Origin of the sequence: Tardiphaga sp., from assembly GCF_044340795.1 — a bacterium.
GTDB lineage: Bacteria > Pseudomonadota > Alphaproteobacteria > Rhizobiales > Xanthobacteraceae > Tardiphaga.
Map to the genome: position 1 here is coordinate 16,509 of NZ_JBIISY010000053.1, position 15,339 is coordinate 31,847.

Annotated in this window: 19 protein-coding genes; all 19 read right to left on the bottom strand. The window is 63.3% G+C overall.

Going from position 1 to position 15,339, the window contains the following annotated elements; genetic code table 11:
- Positions 1-4 precede the first annotated feature (4 nt).
- Positions 5-2,464: a hypothetical protein gene (locus tag ACIQ17_RS11385; RefSeq protein WP_398468522.1), complete on the bottom strand. Its 2,460-nt coding sequence runs from the start codon at positions 2,462-2,464 to the stop codon at positions 5-7.
- Positions 2,465-3,118, bottom strand: coding sequence for a hypothetical protein (locus tag ACIQ17_RS11390; RefSeq protein ID WP_398468524.1), 654 nt, complete (start codon positions 3,116-3,118; stop codon positions 2,465-2,467).
- 76 nt (positions 3,119-3,194) lie between these two features.
- The gene (locus ACIQ17_RS11395) at positions 3,195-3,464 is read right to left on the bottom strand and encodes a hypothetical protein (RefSeq protein WP_398468526.1); all 270 of its coding nucleotides are present in this window, start codon (positions 3,462-3,464) and stop codon (positions 3,195-3,197) included.
- A gap of 63 nt (positions 3,465-3,527) precedes the next feature.
- Positions 3,528-4,385: a phage capsid protein gene (locus ACIQ17_RS11400; RefSeq protein ID WP_398468528.1), complete on the bottom strand. Its 858-nt coding sequence runs from the start codon at positions 4,383-4,385 to the stop codon at positions 3,528-3,530.
- A gap of 172 nt (positions 4,386-4,557) precedes the next feature.
- Positions 4,558-5,373 carry a hypothetical protein gene (locus ACIQ17_RS11405; RefSeq protein WP_398468530.1) on the bottom strand — a complete coding sequence of 272 codons (816 nt, stop codon included), beginning with the start codon at positions 5,371-5,373 and terminating at the stop codon, positions 4,558-4,560.
- Between the two features lie 146 nt (positions 5,374-5,519).
- On the bottom strand, positions 5,520-5,828 hold the full coding sequence (locus ACIQ17_RS11410; protein ID WP_398468532.1) for a hypothetical protein: 309 nt from the start codon (positions 5,826-5,828) through the stop codon (positions 5,520-5,522).
- 15 nt (positions 5,829-5,843) lie between these two features.
- Positions 5,844-6,578, bottom strand: coding sequence for a hypothetical protein (locus ACIQ17_RS11415; protein WP_398468534.1), 735 nt, complete (start codon positions 6,576-6,578; stop codon positions 5,844-5,846).
- Positions 6,579-6,813: 235 nt separating this feature from the next.
- A complete protein-coding gene (locus ACIQ17_RS11420; RefSeq protein WP_398468536.1) occupies positions 6,814-7,269 on the bottom strand; it encodes a hypothetical protein in 456 nt (151 codons plus the stop codon).
- Positions 7,269-8,843 (bottom strand): portal protein, encoded by a 1,575-nt coding sequence (locus ACIQ17_RS11425; RefSeq protein WP_398468538.1) that lies wholly within the window; start codon positions 8,841-8,843, stop codon positions 7,269-7,271. The genes ACIQ17_RS11420 and ACIQ17_RS11425 overlap by 1 nt, the downstream gene beginning before the upstream one ends.
- Positions 8,844-8,845: 2 nt before the next feature.
- Positions 8,846-9,094 carry a hypothetical protein gene (locus ACIQ17_RS11430; RefSeq protein ID WP_398468540.1) on the bottom strand — a complete coding sequence of 83 codons (249 nt, stop codon included), beginning with the start codon at positions 9,092-9,094 and terminating at the stop codon, positions 8,846-8,848.
- Positions 9,033-9,455 carry a hypothetical protein gene (locus ACIQ17_RS11435; RefSeq protein WP_398468542.1) on the bottom strand — a complete coding sequence of 141 codons (423 nt, stop codon included), beginning with the start codon at positions 9,453-9,455 and terminating at the stop codon, positions 9,033-9,035. The genes ACIQ17_RS11430 and ACIQ17_RS11435 overlap by 62 nt, the downstream gene beginning before the upstream one ends.
- A gap of 65 nt (positions 9,456-9,520) precedes the next feature.
- Positions 9,521-11,065 carry a hypothetical protein gene (locus tag ACIQ17_RS11440; RefSeq protein ID WP_398468544.1) on the bottom strand — a complete coding sequence of 515 codons (1,545 nt, stop codon included), beginning with the start codon at positions 11,063-11,065 and terminating at the stop codon, positions 9,521-9,523.
- Positions 11,066-11,362: 297 nt separating this feature from the next.
- Entirely contained in the window at positions 11,363-11,980 is a 618-nt protein-coding gene (locus tag ACIQ17_RS11445; RefSeq protein WP_398468546.1) for a hypothetical protein, read from the bottom strand.
- Positions 11,970-12,104 (bottom strand): hypothetical protein, encoded by a 135-nt coding sequence (locus tag ACIQ17_RS11450; protein WP_398468548.1) that lies wholly within the window; start codon positions 12,102-12,104, stop codon positions 11,970-11,972. The genes ACIQ17_RS11445 and ACIQ17_RS11450 overlap by 11 nt, the downstream gene beginning before the upstream one ends.
- Positions 12,105-12,538: 434 nt before the next feature.
- Positions 12,539-12,814: a DUF2312 domain-containing protein gene (locus ACIQ17_RS11455; RefSeq protein WP_398468550.1), complete on the bottom strand. Its 276-nt coding sequence runs from the start codon at positions 12,812-12,814 to the stop codon at positions 12,539-12,541.
- 251 nt (positions 12,815-13,065) lie between these two features.
- A complete protein-coding gene (locus ACIQ17_RS11460) occupies positions 13,066-13,524 on the bottom strand; it encodes an HNH endonuclease (RefSeq protein ID WP_398468552.1) in 459 nt (152 codons plus the stop codon).
- Positions 13,521-13,787 carry a hypothetical protein gene (locus ACIQ17_RS11465; RefSeq protein ID WP_398468554.1) on the bottom strand — a complete coding sequence of 89 codons (267 nt, stop codon included), beginning with the start codon at positions 13,785-13,787 and terminating at the stop codon, positions 13,521-13,523. The genes ACIQ17_RS11460 and ACIQ17_RS11465 overlap by 4 nt, the downstream gene beginning before the upstream one ends.
- On the bottom strand, positions 13,784-14,641 hold the full coding sequence (locus ACIQ17_RS11470) for a hypothetical protein (RefSeq protein WP_398468556.1): 858 nt from the start codon (positions 14,639-14,641) through the stop codon (positions 13,784-13,786). Before ACIQ17_RS11470 ends, ACIQ17_RS11465 begins: the two co-directional genes overlap by 4 nt.
- A 37-nt stretch (positions 14,642-14,678) precedes the next feature.
- Positions 14,679-15,339, bottom strand: a 661-nt coding sequence (locus ACIQ17_RS11475) for a hypothetical protein (protein ID WP_398468558.1), incomplete at its 5' end; no start/stop codon positions are given.

A 15,339-nucleotide genomic window follows, 5' to 3' on the forward strand; every position in this document is an offset into this window, starting at 1 on the left:
CATCTCAAGTCCTCGCTTCGATGGTGATGCCGCGCCATGCCAGGAGACCGGGGCGGGTCTGGGTGATGCGAACTTGCCCGGCATCGGAGAAACCGCGCAGGCCGGTGACCGGCACTGTGCGATTGACCGGCGCCTGCGGTGCATTGAGCGGGTCGCCCGCGCGCGCCAATGCAACCTCTTTCGGCGCGAGGCCGTTGGCGCCGACAGCGACGGACGTGGTGTCGATCAGGTCGAGCTTGACGGTATGAACGCGCTTGGGTCGGCGAAGCACGACGCGCTCACTCACTTCCGACGGCAGCGGCAAGGTGTCCGCGATCGGCGGCGTCCATCGGCCGACGCTCACTTGCGTCGCGGACGTGGCGATGTCGATCGCTCCGCCCGCAACCGTGAAGGGCCCCTCGACATATCCATCGGCGACCGCCCACACCGCGGCACCTTCATGTGCACCAAGCCCGGTGATGTGCGAGGTCGGAACCGGAAATGTCTGCTTGACCACATCGTCAAGGATTTCACCGAGCGCCATGCGCTCCAGATGCATTTCCTGCACGCCGCCGACGGTCCGCTCGACGAGCAGGTAAGCATTGTTCTTCCCATTCACCGCAGCGCTGCGCACCAGCCCGGCGGTTTCCCAGCGCGTGAAGCCCGTCACATTCTCGCCGCGCAGCATCGTGCCGAGCGTCATCGTGCCGTCGATGCGGGGCAGCAGCAGGCGTCCGGCGTCGGTCGCCGTCGATGCGCGCTGCATTGCCATCCCGGTCACGTTGCTTGCGATGTGCGATGCCAGCAGGGAGATCGGCGCCGAGACATAGGCTGCCGACACATCGTCATAAGTAGCCGCGTAGATCAGGGCATTGTTGCGCGAGACGTAGAGCAGCGCGCCCTCGTTCTCGACCGCACCGATGCCGGCCAGCGATCCGTTGCGCGACGAATTGACGATCGTGGGGATTGTCGTTTTCGAGAGGGCGCGATCGCTCACATAGTATTCGGCGTCTGACGTGAAGATCACGAGATGGCGAGCACGCGCCATGGCGATGATCCGCTCGGCGCCATCGGTGTCGAGGTTGGTGAGGATGGCGCCCGACGCCGCCACCTGCAGAATATTGCAGTTGAAGTAGTCTCCGGTCACGCTGGCGAGCAGGGCTCCGCGCTTCGACCGGAAACCACCAGTCACCAGGCGGTCCTGATAGAATAGCCCGCAGGCCGCGTAGCCCTGCGACGGGCCAAAGAGGTTCTCGCCGCCTGGGCGGCCGGTGACCTGATGCGACACCGTTGCAGCTGCGTTCGACGTGTTGACCACCTGCGCACTAAACGTCATCACCGAACCGAGATTGTCATCTCCGGTGAAGGTGATGGTGACGGTGCAGGTGTTGGCGCCGCCACCGCCGGCATTGTCGGATATCACGTCGATGCCGGGCCCAATGGAGGGCAGCCCCTCGATCGCAGCCTTCAGCGCCGCGCAGAAGCCTGGCCAATCCGCAGCGCTGCTGGTGCCGCCGACGCCAATGCCGCCGGTTTCTTCGCCGTTGACCGTGAAGTTGAGCAGAAGGCCGGCGCCGCGCTGGAAGTCGCCTTCCTCCATGGGGAAGCGGATATAGACCTGCCACACATCGGCGACCTGATTTGTGTAGACGCCGCCGAGGTCGACTTGCGGATATTCCGTGAACGGCAGGATGTCGAACACCCAGCTATCGTCCGCGCCATCACGGGTGATCCTGCAGGACGGCACGTTCTCGTGAAATAATGTGAGCGTGTCGAAGCGCTGCTGGAAGGTGGCGGCTGCAATGTAATTCGACGAGACGCCTGAGATCGAGCCGCCGACCCAGACGTCATCGCGGTAGAAGTCGATGAAGTTATGCGTAAGAACGGCCTCATAGGTCTGCTCGATCGAGAAGGTGAAGGGGATTACCCGCCCGACCAGGCTGCTGCCCACCTCGGAAAACCCGAACATGTTTTCGATGAAGAAATCTGTCGGCGCCGGCGGCGCGCTGAGTAGCTGCAGGCGCACCATGCGCGTGGTGACAGGGACGCGCGGCGGCCGCGCGGCCGATCGCGTCTTCGCGACGGATCCCGCGCCGAAGGCACTCCCCATCGGGATCCACACGCCGTCGACGAGATATTGCAGCTGCAGGATCTTGCCCAATTCTCGACTGGCCTTGATGCTGCTTACCACCGCAACCGTCAGGGCTTTCGGCGAGCCGAAGTCGACAAGCGCCAGTGTCCCGGCAACAGCGACGCCCGCAGGCGAAGCGCTGACCAATGGCGTCAGCGTATTCAGGCCGCCACGGATCCGCGACACATGCACGGTCCGGGGCGACAAACGAGATCCACCTTGCGCGACCGGCTCGATGTTGCGGCCATAGGCAAGCCCCGCGTAGAACTGTTTCAGATCCGTGCGGCCATGCAGTTCGGGCTTCAATTCCCCCGCATTATTCGATGCCAGATATGTGCCGGGCCGAGCGACCATTTACATGAACCGCGCATCGGTGAGGGGCGTGTTGTGCAGGGGCGCCTTGGCCGGCGCCGACGCGGCATCGGCAGCGATCGCGCGGCCGATGAGACCACCGCGGCCTTGCTCGCTCGGCGATCCTTCACCTTGCTGGAAGAGTGCTTCAGCCAGTCGCTGGTCATGGGTGACCGGGATGCAAAGATCAGCTGCGACGAGACATGTCAGCGCCAGGCGGAAGTCGGGGCGCCACACGATCGGATCTGGCCGGACGGTGACGGTCGCCCAAAGCTCATCACGATCCGCGTAGAGATTGCCGCCCTCGATCAGGAAGTCGCGGAAGGGGTAGTCAGGCCTGCGCGGATTGTCGAGGACACGGCGCGGCTCACCGACCCGGTTGCCTGGCAACGCAAAACCGTAGCGCCAGCCGTTCATGAATTTGGTGTCGGCGGTGACATAGCCGTTCTCGACGGTCTCGCCGACCCGATCGAGCTTGTATGTCTTGCCGGCGAACGTCCAGCCATACATCGCAAGGACGGCATCCAGCCGGTCATAATAGACCGGCACGGTCTGAGCGGCGAGATCGGTATCCTCATCCTCAGCCATGATCGAACCCGCCGCGATGCGCGACAGGGCGTTGTTCATGATTTTCAAGTGATCGATCACATCGGGCATGCGACACCGCCAAAAAAAAGCGGCGGGGCGGAAGACCGTGATGTCAACGCCCCGCCAGTCGAGACCTTCGGGAGGATTAGGTGAAGGTCGCGGCCGCCGTCGTGACCGTCGCCGCGCCGGACGCCGAGGTGACGACAAGATGCGTGGTGGTCGGCGTGCCGCCATTGACGCAGGAGCAGAGGATCTGGTCACCCTTGCGCAGCGTCTTGGTCGCACCGTTGAAGTAGCCGGACGCGAGCACCTGGGTGACCGTGTCGTTGGTGGCGTAGAGAAACGCCGATTTGCTTTCGCCCGCGGAGAACGGAACGGAGGCGAAGCGCATCAGGCTTTGAGCATCGAGAGCCATGGTGATGGTTCCTTGTTGACGGATCGAGCGAAGGCGCGCCGGGAAGATCCCGGCGCGTGGTCATCAGTTGATGGTGAGAGCCTGATTGAGGTTGATGCGGAGGCGGCGCACGCCGGCCGTCTGCAGAACCTTTGCGGCGCCGGACATCACGGTGTTGTAGACCCACGCGGTGATCAGGTTTTCGTAGGTGATCTTGCTGTTCATCGCGAAGTTGGAGCCGAAGCCGACCGTCTTCTTGTTCCAGAGATAGGTGTCGACCTGATTGGTGCTCGGCGAGGTGAACATCTCGTCGGGCGCCTGGAACACGTTGATGCCGTTCCAGAGCACGCTTTCCGTCTTGCCCTTGAACAGCTGCTGCTCGCCGGTGTAGTCGCGATTGTTGAACACCTTGTAGAGCTTGAGCTGTTCCCAGGCCATGGACGGCACCGGCAGGAAGAATTCATTCATCGACATCATGCCGATCGAATTGATCTGCCCCTTGGCGGTGTTGGTCTGGATCGGGGTGATTGCCGCCGAGCCGTCGCCGATGGTCGTGATGTTGCCGGCTTCCGCATCCATCGCTTCCATGATGATGCGGTCGAACTTGCGGCCGAGCGCGTAAGCGCCTGCCTCCTGGATCTTGCCGCGGTATTCCGGCGAGATCTTTTCGGGCTCGCCGTGGCGGACTTCCTCGTAGAACTGCCAATCCGTCATATCGACGTCTTTGGTGGTCTTCGCGAGGTTGGCTGCCTTGGGACGCTCCGGCGTCGGGCCAAAGGGCTGAGCCTCACCGCGACCGATGAAGAAGAACTTCAGCGTTTTGCCGTGGACTTCGACAGGAGCGTCGGTCGTCCCGCGCAGCAGAAAGCCTTCGGACTGCAGGAGGTGAGAGACCTTGTGATCGTATTGAGTGGTGTACCAGTTGGGAGCTTCAATGCTCATGGCGTCCAGATCCTGATGAGGGTTCACAAACCCCGCTATCGGCCGAGTGCCACGCCGCCGATCAGGTCCGGGAATGCCGGAGGGCCAAAGGCGATCGCGGGTCTATCCCTCGCGGTTCGCCGTCAATCTGGATGAGCGCCAACGGTGTTAACTCGTCGCCGGCGCGGCGCCGTTACGGTGCGTAGCCGACCATGCGCTTGATCAATCGCCGGTTGAGCGATGTGGGGATCGTGTATTGCGCAGCGGTGTTGATGCCGGTCACGATCTGCTGGCTGTCATCGTCGAAGGTAAAGACGATCCGGCTCACGCCGGTACGCTGGACGGTGATCGCGTTTGCCGCGCGGGAGGCCGCCGATGCGCCGGATAGCATGGGCGAGCTGGGAGCCGGCGCCTGCTCGTTCTGCGCCAGCCACAGCGCAACGGATCGGGCGCCGGATGGATTGTAAGTCGGCAGCCGTGCCGCACTATCTGCGTTGTCGAGCAAAGCGAAGACAACAGGCCGCGCCGACGTCGTCGCAATAGCCGACACCGTCGCTGAGATCAGACACCAGCCATTGCCTAGCAGACGGGCAGATGTCGACAGATTGCCGGAATTGCTACCGACCGCCCCTGTCGCGATGTTGAAATTTGCATAGGCCGGCGAGACGGCACCTGGCCATGCGATCTGCACCCAATTTGTCGTCTTGGGCTTGACGATGAAACTTTGCGTATAGGGCAGGCCGACCGTGTAGCTGATTGCCGTGGTCTGCTGCACGGCAGGACAGGTGGCCATGCCGATCACGTCGATCAGCGTATCGGCGGTTGCCGCGCCATCGGGGCCCGCGTCCGTATTTGCCATGACGGTGATCGCGGCCTTCGACCACGTCATATCCTCGATCGCCTGCGAGAGCACACAAGCATTACTGCCGGCAGCCTCGACCTGCAGGAAATCGGTGAGCGGCAACACGCCGGAGGCCTTCTTGACATAAAGCCCGGCGGAGGTCTGCACGTACTGATCCGATGCCCGGCTATCGACCAGCTCCTGATCAAAGGCGCGCGGCGACGCCGACCCCGCTGCAAAGTTGAGATCGAAGAGTGGCGGAACCGCGCGCCCTCGATTGGCGCGCGAAACCGGGTTAATACCGAGATTGAGCATTACGCCCCCAATGGAACGCCATGGATGACGCAAGTGCCGGCCGAGCCAGTCGCCCAGACGCGGCGGGTCCAGATCGGCTCCCAGCTCACGCCGGCCGGCACGGTGATGGTCACAGCGTCGGCATCGACGGCAGGCGTGGCGCCATCGCTTTTGAATGCGGGAGTGATTTTCAGGGTCACCTCCGCTGTGCAGGTGATGCGCAATGCGCGCACCACGGTTGGCAGATCCGCGTCGGCCTTGTTCACCAGAACGAGGCCGCGTGCCGGCGCCGAGGCGCGCGCGGCGTTTTCCGAACTGCTGTAGCTCATCGCGAGGATCTCCCGTTAGCGATAGGTTTCGCGGTAGAGGCGGTCGGTTTCGGCGGCGAAAGCCGCGTCATACTCCGGCCCACCGACCTTGCCGCGCGGATCCGAGATGCGGGCTTTCAGATCGGCTTCGCTCGTGCCGCCACCGGCGGCGCCGCCCATGGCGGGCATCGGCTCACCACCCGTGCCGCGCAGCCATTCGATGGCCGCGTGGGCGCGGGGATCGCCGGCAGCCGACGCGGCAAAGAAATCTGCAACGCCCTCCGGCATGGTCTTGTTGGCTTTGGCGCCATCGACCCACGCGATATTGTCCTGGACACGACGCGCGCCGGCGGCCTCACGCTCGGCGTCGGTGCCCGACGTCATGGTCGCCGGCGCCATGTCGCGCAGCATTGCCTTCGGATCGGCCGGCGCCGCGACGAGCTCGCCGTCCACAAAATGCTCGAGCACGGCCGGTAGGAAAGCGCGGAACATCTTGTCCGACATACCGACCTTGTGCGCGATGCCGCGCACGGCGCCATAGACAGGATCCTTGTCGAAATTCTCGACGTAAGGTTTCAGCTTGTCGCTGGCGTCAAAGCCATATCCTTCCGGCTTTTCCGGCACCGAACCGGCCTCACCGATCGACTGACGGGCGCCCTTGTAAGCGCCAAAGACTTTATCGAGCGTCTCACGATCGTTGCTGCCGAACAGATGATCGGGCAGACCCTCCGGCCGGTAGGCGTCACCGGCCGGAGGTTGCGGCGCCGGCACCGGTGAGGGATCCGGTGCAGGCGCAGGGGCGGGCGCCGGAGACGGCGCAGGGGCGGGAGATGGCGCTGGCGTTGGAGCAGGCGCCGGCGGATCATCGGGCGACAACAAAAAGCGAGGCGCGCCAAAAGGCCGCGCCATCATCGAGATTGGGCTAGCGCTTACCACCGCGTCGCTGGCGCCAACGATAGCTGCGGCGCCAGCGACTGCGGCGCCGGGCAAAAAACGGGAGCCCCCGCTAACGCTTGCGCGGGCGCTTTGCTGCAGGCTTGCGGGCTCGCTTCGGACGTGTGGATCGCTCATGGTTTCCCTCTCTCTGTGGTGGCTGCTCGTTTCGCCCCTCGGCGATCCATGCGAGCAGCAGAAACACGGTTGCGGACATGCCCTCGCGAAACTGGCCCTGCGCCAGCACCTGATCGGGCGGCATGCCCAGCTGCGTGATGAAGGTCGGGCGACGCAGCACCGCATCGCACAGCGCTTCGAGCAGTTCTTCGCCTTCGGCGTCACCGAACTTGCGCGCCGCGATCTCGCGCACGCGCTTGGTGTTCTCGATCGCCGCCTGGGCAAACACCGGCAAATCCTTGCTGTCGGCATCGCCGAACAGGCCTTTCAGGATGTCCTTTGCACCGCCGATAAAATCATCGACGGGCTGGGCGTCGCGCGTGCCGAAGCGGCTGGAGGATATCGCGACCATTACGCTGCCTTTGCCTGCTGTGGCTGCTGTTGCGCCGCCGCGATCTGTGCTGCAGCGTCCGCCATTTGCTTCATGAGCGCCTTACGCTCTTTTTCCGTGGTGAGCAGATTTGCGGGGATCTGATCTTCAGCGATCGCCATCAGCGCGTCGTCGACCTTGACGATCAATTCGGCTGCCATTGGCGTGCCTTTGACGGCGACAACCAGCTGGATGAAATCGATGATGCGCGAATGCGCGGCAGCCTTCACCGCCTGGGTGATCGGCGACAGCACGTCCAGCTTGATCAGCAAGCTGTCGATGTCGAGATCCGGCACGCCCTGAATGTTCATGCGCGACAGGATCTCGATCACGCGGCGCACGATGACAGGATGCACCTCGTTGACGATGCGCGCCCACGCACCCATGTAGTTTTGCGAGATGCGCTTCATGCGCGCCATGATCTCGGTCGCGGAAACCGGCGTCGCACCTTTCTCCGGCAGGCGATCATCGCCGAGCATCGACTGCACCTGCAGGCGCAGTTCCTGCGTGATGAGCTGGCCGACATCGATTTTGCCGGCAGCCGCGTCGAGGCGAGTGACGTCGGCGCCGAGCACGCCACCCGTTGCCTGCATTGGCCAGAACTCACCGGGGCCGAAGCGGACCGTGTCAGGGTTGAACGTGCCGCCTGGCCGATAACCCCAGATGCCGAGCATCTGGATGGCGGCGGACTTCAGCGTCAGCTCGACGGCCTTGTTGAGGGTCTTGATCGTTGGCAGCGCCAGCAGGATCGGGCCGCGGCCATAGGGCTCGCCGGGCACACGATGATAGCGCGGCACCGCCATCGGCTGCGTTTTGTACTCGTCCTGTTTGATCGGCCGCTCGCAACCGTCAATGAACGCTATGAATGCCCAGCGGCCGGTTTTCGGATCCCGCACGAAGTCCTGCCGGATGAGGATCTCGTCATCCGGCTTTTCCTTGAGCTGGTCCTTGAAGGTCTGCGGGAAGTCGCCGTCTTGAAACGCATCAGCGATGGCGCGGCGCGACAGGTTCGATTTCCAGTAGATCCCGACCACCTTGCCGAAGGCGTCGACCTCGATCGCCAGTTCGTCGAAAGGAATGCAGACGAAGCGTACCGGGTTGGTGCTATCGCCCTGGACAGGAAACAGCGCGCCGGTTCCGACCAGCAGATCGATGCACATCTCACTGGACGCGGTATCGAATTCGCCGGTGGTGAAGAACGCGGACACGATGCTGGAGATCGCCTGCAGCTCTTTCTTGAGGGCGTCAAGCTGCGATTTCGACATGCCAATCTTGGCGACCGCGCCGGGCGCGAGCTTGAAGAAATCCGGCGGGAATAGATCCTGATGCAACTGGCCGGCGGAGCGGAACGAGCTTTCGATGGCGGTTGCGTCGAATACGCGCTCGATCCGGTTTTGCGCTTTGCCGCCGCGTGAGGCCGGACGACGGAACGGGATGGCGAACTCATAGGCATCGTCATAGAATTTTTGCCACAGGTCGCGATCGGCCCACGCCTTATCGGAGCGCCGCCGATGCGCTTTCAGTTCAATGTCGGCAATCGTGCGACGTTTCTTCACGATCAGTTGCCGCCAAGGCTCGATGACACGCCGCTCTCGCCAGTGGCGGCGAGCAGCAGTCGGCGACCTTTCGGCGCGCGACTGGCACGGCCGAGCTGCTGATCGGTTTCGGCTTCCTGCCCTTGGACGTCCTGCCGGGAGCGGGCGAGGGCAATCTGCTGTTCCTCGCGCGACTTGCGCGCCTGGGCATCAGCCGCCGACGTGTCCGGCCCGCTGAACAGTGATCCGATCCCGTCGATGAATTTGGACATGTGGGCGGCCCTCGAATTCCCATTGATCGAACGGGCCGATGGAGCCGAGCCGGACCATGTCGCAGAGCGCCGCGAGCCGGGCGCCTGGTCGATGGCCGCTCCGCACCATGGCGCGAACACGAACCGGGGCATTCAAGGCGAGCCGCGCCCGCGTTAACTCGGCGGCGCGCAGGAAGGGCAGCAGGTGTTTTTTGAACTCAGGGCGGCAAGCGAATGCCAGTTCGACATAGCGCTCGCCGGGAACGATCGGCGGCAGTGGATAGAACAGGGCGGCCGCCATCAAGCGGTCGCCGGCGTACCAGCCCTCGATTTCCGACCGGGCGATCATCACGATCGCCGACTTGGCCGCGATCGGCTTCATGGGCGCATTCGCCATGTAGAGATCGAGAACGTCGGAAGCCGGCGGAGCAAGGCATGACCTCAAGGTCATAAGTTGAACTCCCGGGACGGGCCGCGCCCCGATGAGATCGGCACGACATTGCCTGGACGGCCCGCGCGCGCCGCATCGTTGATGATGCCGGCGTGGCCGCGGGATCCGTAGCAGACATACTGCCCGGCCTCGTGCGGGTGCGAGACCGCGTTTTTGCGGAAGGCGATGCGGTCAGTTGTGTCGTGCCGGTTCTTGTCCATGACAAACCCGCCCTGGAAGCCGCGCGTGATCAGCTTCATCGACTTGCAATGCTGGAAGTAGGGCAGGCCCTGATCATCAAGACCACGGCGGATAAACCAGTCCACCGACTCCTGCCGCATGCTGGGATCATTGCTGTCCGTTGGCAGGATTGGCACGCCCAGCGCCTTACCGACCATTTCGGGCATCGCCAGCTCGCCAGCGGTCCGATCGACGCCGTGGAAAGCCGACGGGTCACACCACCCCATCAGCACTGGCAGGCCGCGATACTTTGCCTGCAGATGGTCCACGACATATTCGGTGAAACGGCCGGCGCCAGTGCCGGGATCCGTGGTGAGCTCACTCAGCCACAGCATGCGGCCGGTCGGCGTGTACTGCGAGACGATCAACGCCGGGGTGCCGCCGCCGTCGAAGCCGAGCCGCAGCGGCAGATCGAGCGGCTGCATGATCTCGCGGGAGCAATGGATCGCGTGATTATAGCCGGGATAGACCAGGGCGCCGTCGCCAACCAGGCCGAATTCGGCATCCACCATGCGGCGCTTCTTGTCGGCGGGGAGCGTCTCCGCAAGGCTCACATAGCTTTCGCGAGTGACATAGCGCCGGTTCTCGGCATTCTCGGCCAGGCCGCTCGGCTGCCGATGCAGCTTGTAGCCAGGCCGGGGCTTTTCGATGAAATCGCTGTAGACATAGTTCGAGATCAGCGGCGCATTGAGGTCGCCCCACACGCTGCCGGGTATCTCCGCATTCGGATCCGCAAGCATGGCGCGGCCGGGATAGCGCCCTTGGGCGACACGCGAATAGATGAAGCTGGGCACCTCGCCGTCGAGCAAGTCGGCTTCGGTGCACCATCCAAAATTAATCTGGTAGCCGCGCATGCGGCCTTCCATCGTGTCCTTGGTGATACCGAACCCGTCGATGATAATCTGGATCTCGCGGCCCTTCGGCGTGAGGAACCGCAGCACGATCTGCAGCGGACGGTCCTGGCCGCCGCTCCAATGCACGCCCGGCGCGCCCGGCTTGAAGAACTGCTGCAGGCTAGGCACCGCCGTCTTGTAGAGATCTCGCAGGTTCTCATGGACGACGCAGCCGCGGACGCGGATCACGCCATCCTTGCAGGGCGGCATGCGCAGCGCGAAGGCGAGGATGCGGAAGACGCTGCAGGTGGTCTTTGCCGATCCAACCGGGCCCATGATGAATTCGATGGGCTTCATGCCGTACATGTAGGCCTCACCAACCGGACCCGGTGCGTCCATCGAGATTAGGTTGACGGCTTCGCCGGTGAGCTGCGGCAACTGGATGCCGGACGGCATCGAGAATTCGTTCGGGATCTCCCACTCGCTCATCGCGCCATCCCCACGCCCCGCATGGCGCCGGCGTTTTGGGTCCGCCCCCGTCGCCCTCGCTGTTCGAACCATTGGTCTCGCGGCGCGTGCGCGTCGAAATCGGAGTGAGTGTGCATAGGCACCCCCGGGGAGGGGGAGGGCCAAGTGATTTTCCAAGGCCGCCCGGCCAGGCGCGCGCGCGCGAAGGGCGCCCGGGGGGAGGCGCGCAACACGCGCCGATCGCGCGCGAGGCCGCGCGTCCCCCGATAAGTTCCCATTAACGGCCGTGTGTCGATTAGCTCAATGATATCAATGGCATCAATCATCGTGAGACTTTCCGTCGTGAGACACTTCGCCGTTGATCGTGTTATGTTGTTGATCTTGCTTGGCTTTCTGCATCGCCTCGATGCGGTCTTCGAGGCCGACGGAATTGACCTGAACGTTGGTGGTCGAGCCGGCCGCGCCGCCCATGACGAACACCGGCAATACGTCATTGCCTTTCTCGTCGACCGCCACGCGCTTGCTGTGGCCGTAGGGCAGAGCGCTCTCGCGCAGCGATGCCTGGAAGCGCACGACATCCATCACGGTGGCGCCGAGCTTCAGGCCGCAGTCGCTGGCGATTTTGCGCAGATCCGTGATCAGATCCTTCGTGTTCGCATTGCCCATGGCGATCTGGGCGATCAACGGGTCGCCATAGCGCGACACGGCCGCCTGAAACGTCTTGTTGGTTCGGATATTCACCGAGCCAGCGGGCCGCCCTCTCCCTCGCTGGGCTGTCATTGGTATCGCGAGCGGTAGCAGATCGTCGATCGCCAGCGTCTGCTGCGCATCCTGCGCCGACATCGGCAATGCCGACGCCTGGTCGCCGCCAGTCGCCGCGTGCGCGCCGATACACGCCCTCGATCCTGCCTGATCTCGGTCCTGATCAGCAGCCATGACGACGCGCCTGATTATTTAATTCGGAGTTTTTGGCCGCGACTGCATCCGCGTCGGCGCCGGTTACAACAGTGCCCGCCTTGTAACCTTTTTGTAACCGAGATTTGTCAATAAATTCAATCATATAACCCTCATGGTTACAAGTTACACGGTTACAACACACTCCCTCGCGCGCGCGTGCGCGCGTAGGTGCGAAGCCTGCGAAAATCTGTAACTTGTAACCTTTGGGGGTAAGTCGCTGATCTCGCTGAGGAAATCCGGTTACAACGAGGGTTACACGCTGTAACCGTTGTAACCTCTCCCGGTCCCGCATCACGCCATATCCGCTCGTTTCGCACGGTCGCAGCGGTGTTAACTCGACAGAAATGGGTCGGGGTCGGGGCAGGGCGAGGGCGCGGGACACAATGGTGGCGGCGACGGGCGTGGGGCGCTGATGCATGGGCTCAGTTCTGTCGAGGCGGGAGAGATGATGCGGACGCGCGCGAGCGCGCGACGTGCGGCCGTGCTGTTCGGCGCTGACGCGCCGGCACGGTCCGCGGTCGTGGTGAGGCCTCAGCCTCACAGCATGCCCAGGGCTTGCAGATAGGTCTCAAGGATGGTGTCGGCTTCGGCACGCTCGTTCGCGTCCATCTTCCGCAGTCTGATTAGCGTCTTCAAAGCCTTGACGTCGTAGCCATTGCCCTTCGCCTCGCCGTACACGTCAGCGATATCGTCGCTGATCGTTTTCTTTTCCTCCTCCAGGCGCTCGATGCGCTCAACGATCGCTTTGAGCTGGTCTTTCGCGAAACTATGCGTGGCCTGGTCGTCGAGGACGGCCGCTGCTGATGTCGCCACTCTCGTTCACTTTCTGCCGGCATCGCCGGCGGCTTGATATGCGCGAGATCCGCTCGCGCTCGGATGGGGGATGGGTTCGCATGCGGGCCGCTGCGCAGCGCTGAACGGCTTGCCGCCGTTGCGCTGCCACTCGGTCCAGTGCGGCGGAAAATTCGCGGGCTCGTGCCGCGTGATCATCCACAGGCCGCAACGCATGCATTGCCGCTGCGTGCGCTCATGATCGCGATTGCGCTCGACCCACTTGTGACGCTCTACAGCCATAGATCCGCCTCGCATTCACCAGGCGCGAGCAGCGGTCGAGGCGGCGGCGGGATCTCGCGCGTGATCGGCGGCTCGTCGCAGAACATGTCGTACATGCCGAAGGTCTTGCGGCGGATGATCTTCAGTTGCTGATTGAGGATCGGCGGGATCGCCTGCAGATGCTCCGGCCGCACGCAGCGCGTAACGAGCAGCGGATCCGGCGCCCAAGCGGCGCACATGTGATCGACATCGTAGCCAAAAGGTATTGGCCCGATGAATTGCTCATGGATATATCGATGCGCCGGCATCACCAGCCGGGTGCCGGGCCGCAGGATCCGCCCATATGCGCCGCGGCCGAGGTGATCGCCATAACCGTCATCTCCGCCGGCCCAAAGGTAACAGCCTGATGGGCAGACAACGACGCGCTCCATGAGGTCATCGAGCGTAAGCAGATGGCGAGAACGCTTCATGACTTCAGCCGCCTACCGCTGGATAGCCGCTCCCGCTTTGTCACTTTCTTGGGCTTTAAAGGCTTCTGCAGCGGCAAGCCCCAGTCGGCATCCACAAATTCGGCGCCCATGCGCGCAAAATTGTATTCCTCGTCATATTCGATCTCGAATTCGAGGCAGGCCGCCGGCACTGCGCGCCGGCGCGGCGCGTTAGACATGGCCCATCGCATGCGGAACGATATCCGCGCATTTAACAACGCTAACGTCTCTCTCGCCTGCATCATGACCAAAGCCCCGTGGCGACACGCTCCACCATTGCGGCGCCGTCATCGAACGGCGACACGTCGAGCGACAAGATCCTGTTGGCGCCGAACTTCTGACCCCGATTGTGCTCGGCGACCAAAAGCCTGACGCGCTCGGCGATCTGATCGCGCCGTATGCTGCGCTCGATCAATGCAACGATGACGCTCTGTGCTACGTCGTCACCGGCCTCTGGTGTCAGCCAACGCGGCACCATCGCGCGAATGGCCCGGTATTCGTTCTCCCTGTGGCGTTGCTGAGCAACCGCCCTGGTGCGCATCGCTCGCTCGTGGCCGCGGCTGGAATACTCGGCCATCATCTTATCGAAGGCCGGGTCGATCATGCGCTGATGCTGCATGTTCTGATGGCCGGTCACGTAGAGTGATCCGCCATGAAAGATGCGTTTCATCGAAACGCCTCGGTGAACGAGCTGGGTGACCTTCGCCACCTGGTCGGCGGTCATTGGGCGCACAACGCGCGCCGCAAGCCGAGCGCAGGTCCTGCAGACGCGGCCTCGGTCGCCGTTGCGATAGGTGCGAATGAAAACGTTGTCGCCACTGAGCTCGTGGCCTCGGACACAATGCGTTTTTGCCGCGACCTTGCGCGCTGCAGCGATTTTCTTCTTGCGATCGCTATTCGCCTTCGAGATGGCGCGGATCTCGGTCGCTGCCTGAGGATATTCTCTCTCGAAGCGACCGAACCCGGTGAACGTCCATCCGCCGCTATCGATCACGTCCTTGAGCGTTTCCCCTGCTCGGACGCGCTCAGCAAGTGCGGCAAACCTCTCCGCCCGATAGACGCGGCTGCGCTCCTCCTGTCGCTGCAGGTACGGCGTCATCGATCGACCTCCCGCCGCTGACGGACAAATAGATGCATCACACGCTCTCCATCGCTTGGGTGTGTTTGTCGTATGCTGCGAGATCGACCAGCAGGCATCGCTCCGAACTGCCGTTGATCTTGTGGACGTGTTTGAGATCCGGCGAGTTACGGATCACGATGTCGAGCGGCGCCTGTTTCAGCGCAGCGAACCAGCCGCCTTGTCGCCATTTGCTGTCAACGAAGATCCGCTCGATGAACGGACCCTTTGGCGGCACCGCGAGCAGCGCGCGCTTCTTGCTGTGCGGCGCGGCGGGATCGGGCACAAGTACGAGCTTACAGCCGGCGAGGCGCGCGGCACCGAGTGCTTCCTTTTCGTCGTAATCGACGCCGTGCGGCGCCTGCATTTCCTCGATCGCGTAGCCCAGCGACATGCGCTGCCCCGACTTCATGATGTCGAGCGGCGAGGCCACGAGATGCTCCAGCGCACCGCGCCAGTTCTCCAGCTGCTCGGCACGCTCGTCGGCCGTGGCATCGGCGATCATCGCGCCCATGCGCTCCGCCTCGGTGATCGGCATGCCGATCTCTTCCATGTCGGCGGCGCCGAGCAGCATCTGTGCGATGGCAAGGAACGTGCCGTAGGTATCCTGCGAGCGACCGGAGAGGCCTCCTTTCTGCAGCATGCCGCGCCAGTCACCATGGATCCGCGCATAGTCCGGC

Bases quoted from the DNA above. Each gene is read 5' to 3' on its own strand.
- ACIQ17_RS11450 (WP_398468548.1), bottom strand. From the start codon at position 12,104: ATGATTGAATTTATTGACAAATCTCGGTTACAAAAAGGTTACAAGGCG.
- ACIQ17_RS11400 (WP_398468528.1), bottom strand. From the start codon at position 4,385: ATGAGCATTGAAGCTCCCAACTGGTACACCACTCAATACGATCACAAG.
- ACIQ17_RS11470 (WP_398468556.1), bottom strand. From the start codon at position 14,641: ATGACGCCGTACCTGCAGCGACAGGAGGAGCGCAGCCGCGTCTATCGG.
- ACIQ17_RS11395 (WP_398468526.1), bottom strand. From the start codon at position 3,464: ATGGCTCTCGATGCTCAAAGCCTGATGCGCTTCGCCTCCGTTCCGTTC.
- ACIQ17_RS11435 (WP_398468542.1), bottom strand. From the start codon at position 9,455: ATGAAGCCGATCGCGGCCAAGTCGGCGATCGTGATGATCGCCCGGTCG.
- ACIQ17_RS11420 (WP_398468536.1), bottom strand. From the start codon at position 7,269: ATGGTCGCGATATCCTCCAGCCGCTTCGGCACGCGCGACGCCCAGCCC.
- ACIQ17_RS11440 (WP_398468544.1), bottom strand. From the start codon at position 11,065: ATGAGCGAGTGGGAGATCCCGAACGAATTCTCGATGCCGTCCGGCATC.
- ACIQ17_RS11390 (WP_398468524.1), bottom strand. From the start codon at position 3,118: ATGCCCGATGTGATCGATCACTTGAAAATCATGAACAACGCCCTGTCG.
- ACIQ17_RS11410 (WP_398468532.1), bottom strand. From the start codon at position 5,828: ATGAGCTACAGCAGTTCGGAAAACGCCGCGCGCGCCTCGGCGCCGGCA.
- ACIQ17_RS11430 (WP_398468540.1), bottom strand. From the start codon at position 9,094: ATGTCCAAATTCATCGACGGGATCGGATCACTGTTCAGCGGGCCGGAC.
- ACIQ17_RS11385 (WP_398468522.1), bottom strand. From the start codon at position 2,464: ATGGTCGCTCGGCCCGGCACATATCTGGCATCGAATAATGCGGGGGAA.
- ACIQ17_RS11465 (WP_398468554.1), bottom strand. From the start codon at position 13,787: ATGATGCAGGCGAGAGAGACGTTAGCGTTGTTAAATGCGCGGATATCG.
- ACIQ17_RS11460 (WP_398468552.1), bottom strand. From the start codon at position 13,524: ATGAAGCGTTCTCGCCATCTGCTTACGCTCGATGACCTCATGGAGCGC.
- ACIQ17_RS11445 (WP_398468546.1), bottom strand. From the start codon at position 11,980: ATGGCTGCTGATCAGGACCGAGATCAGGCAGGATCGAGGGCGTGTATC.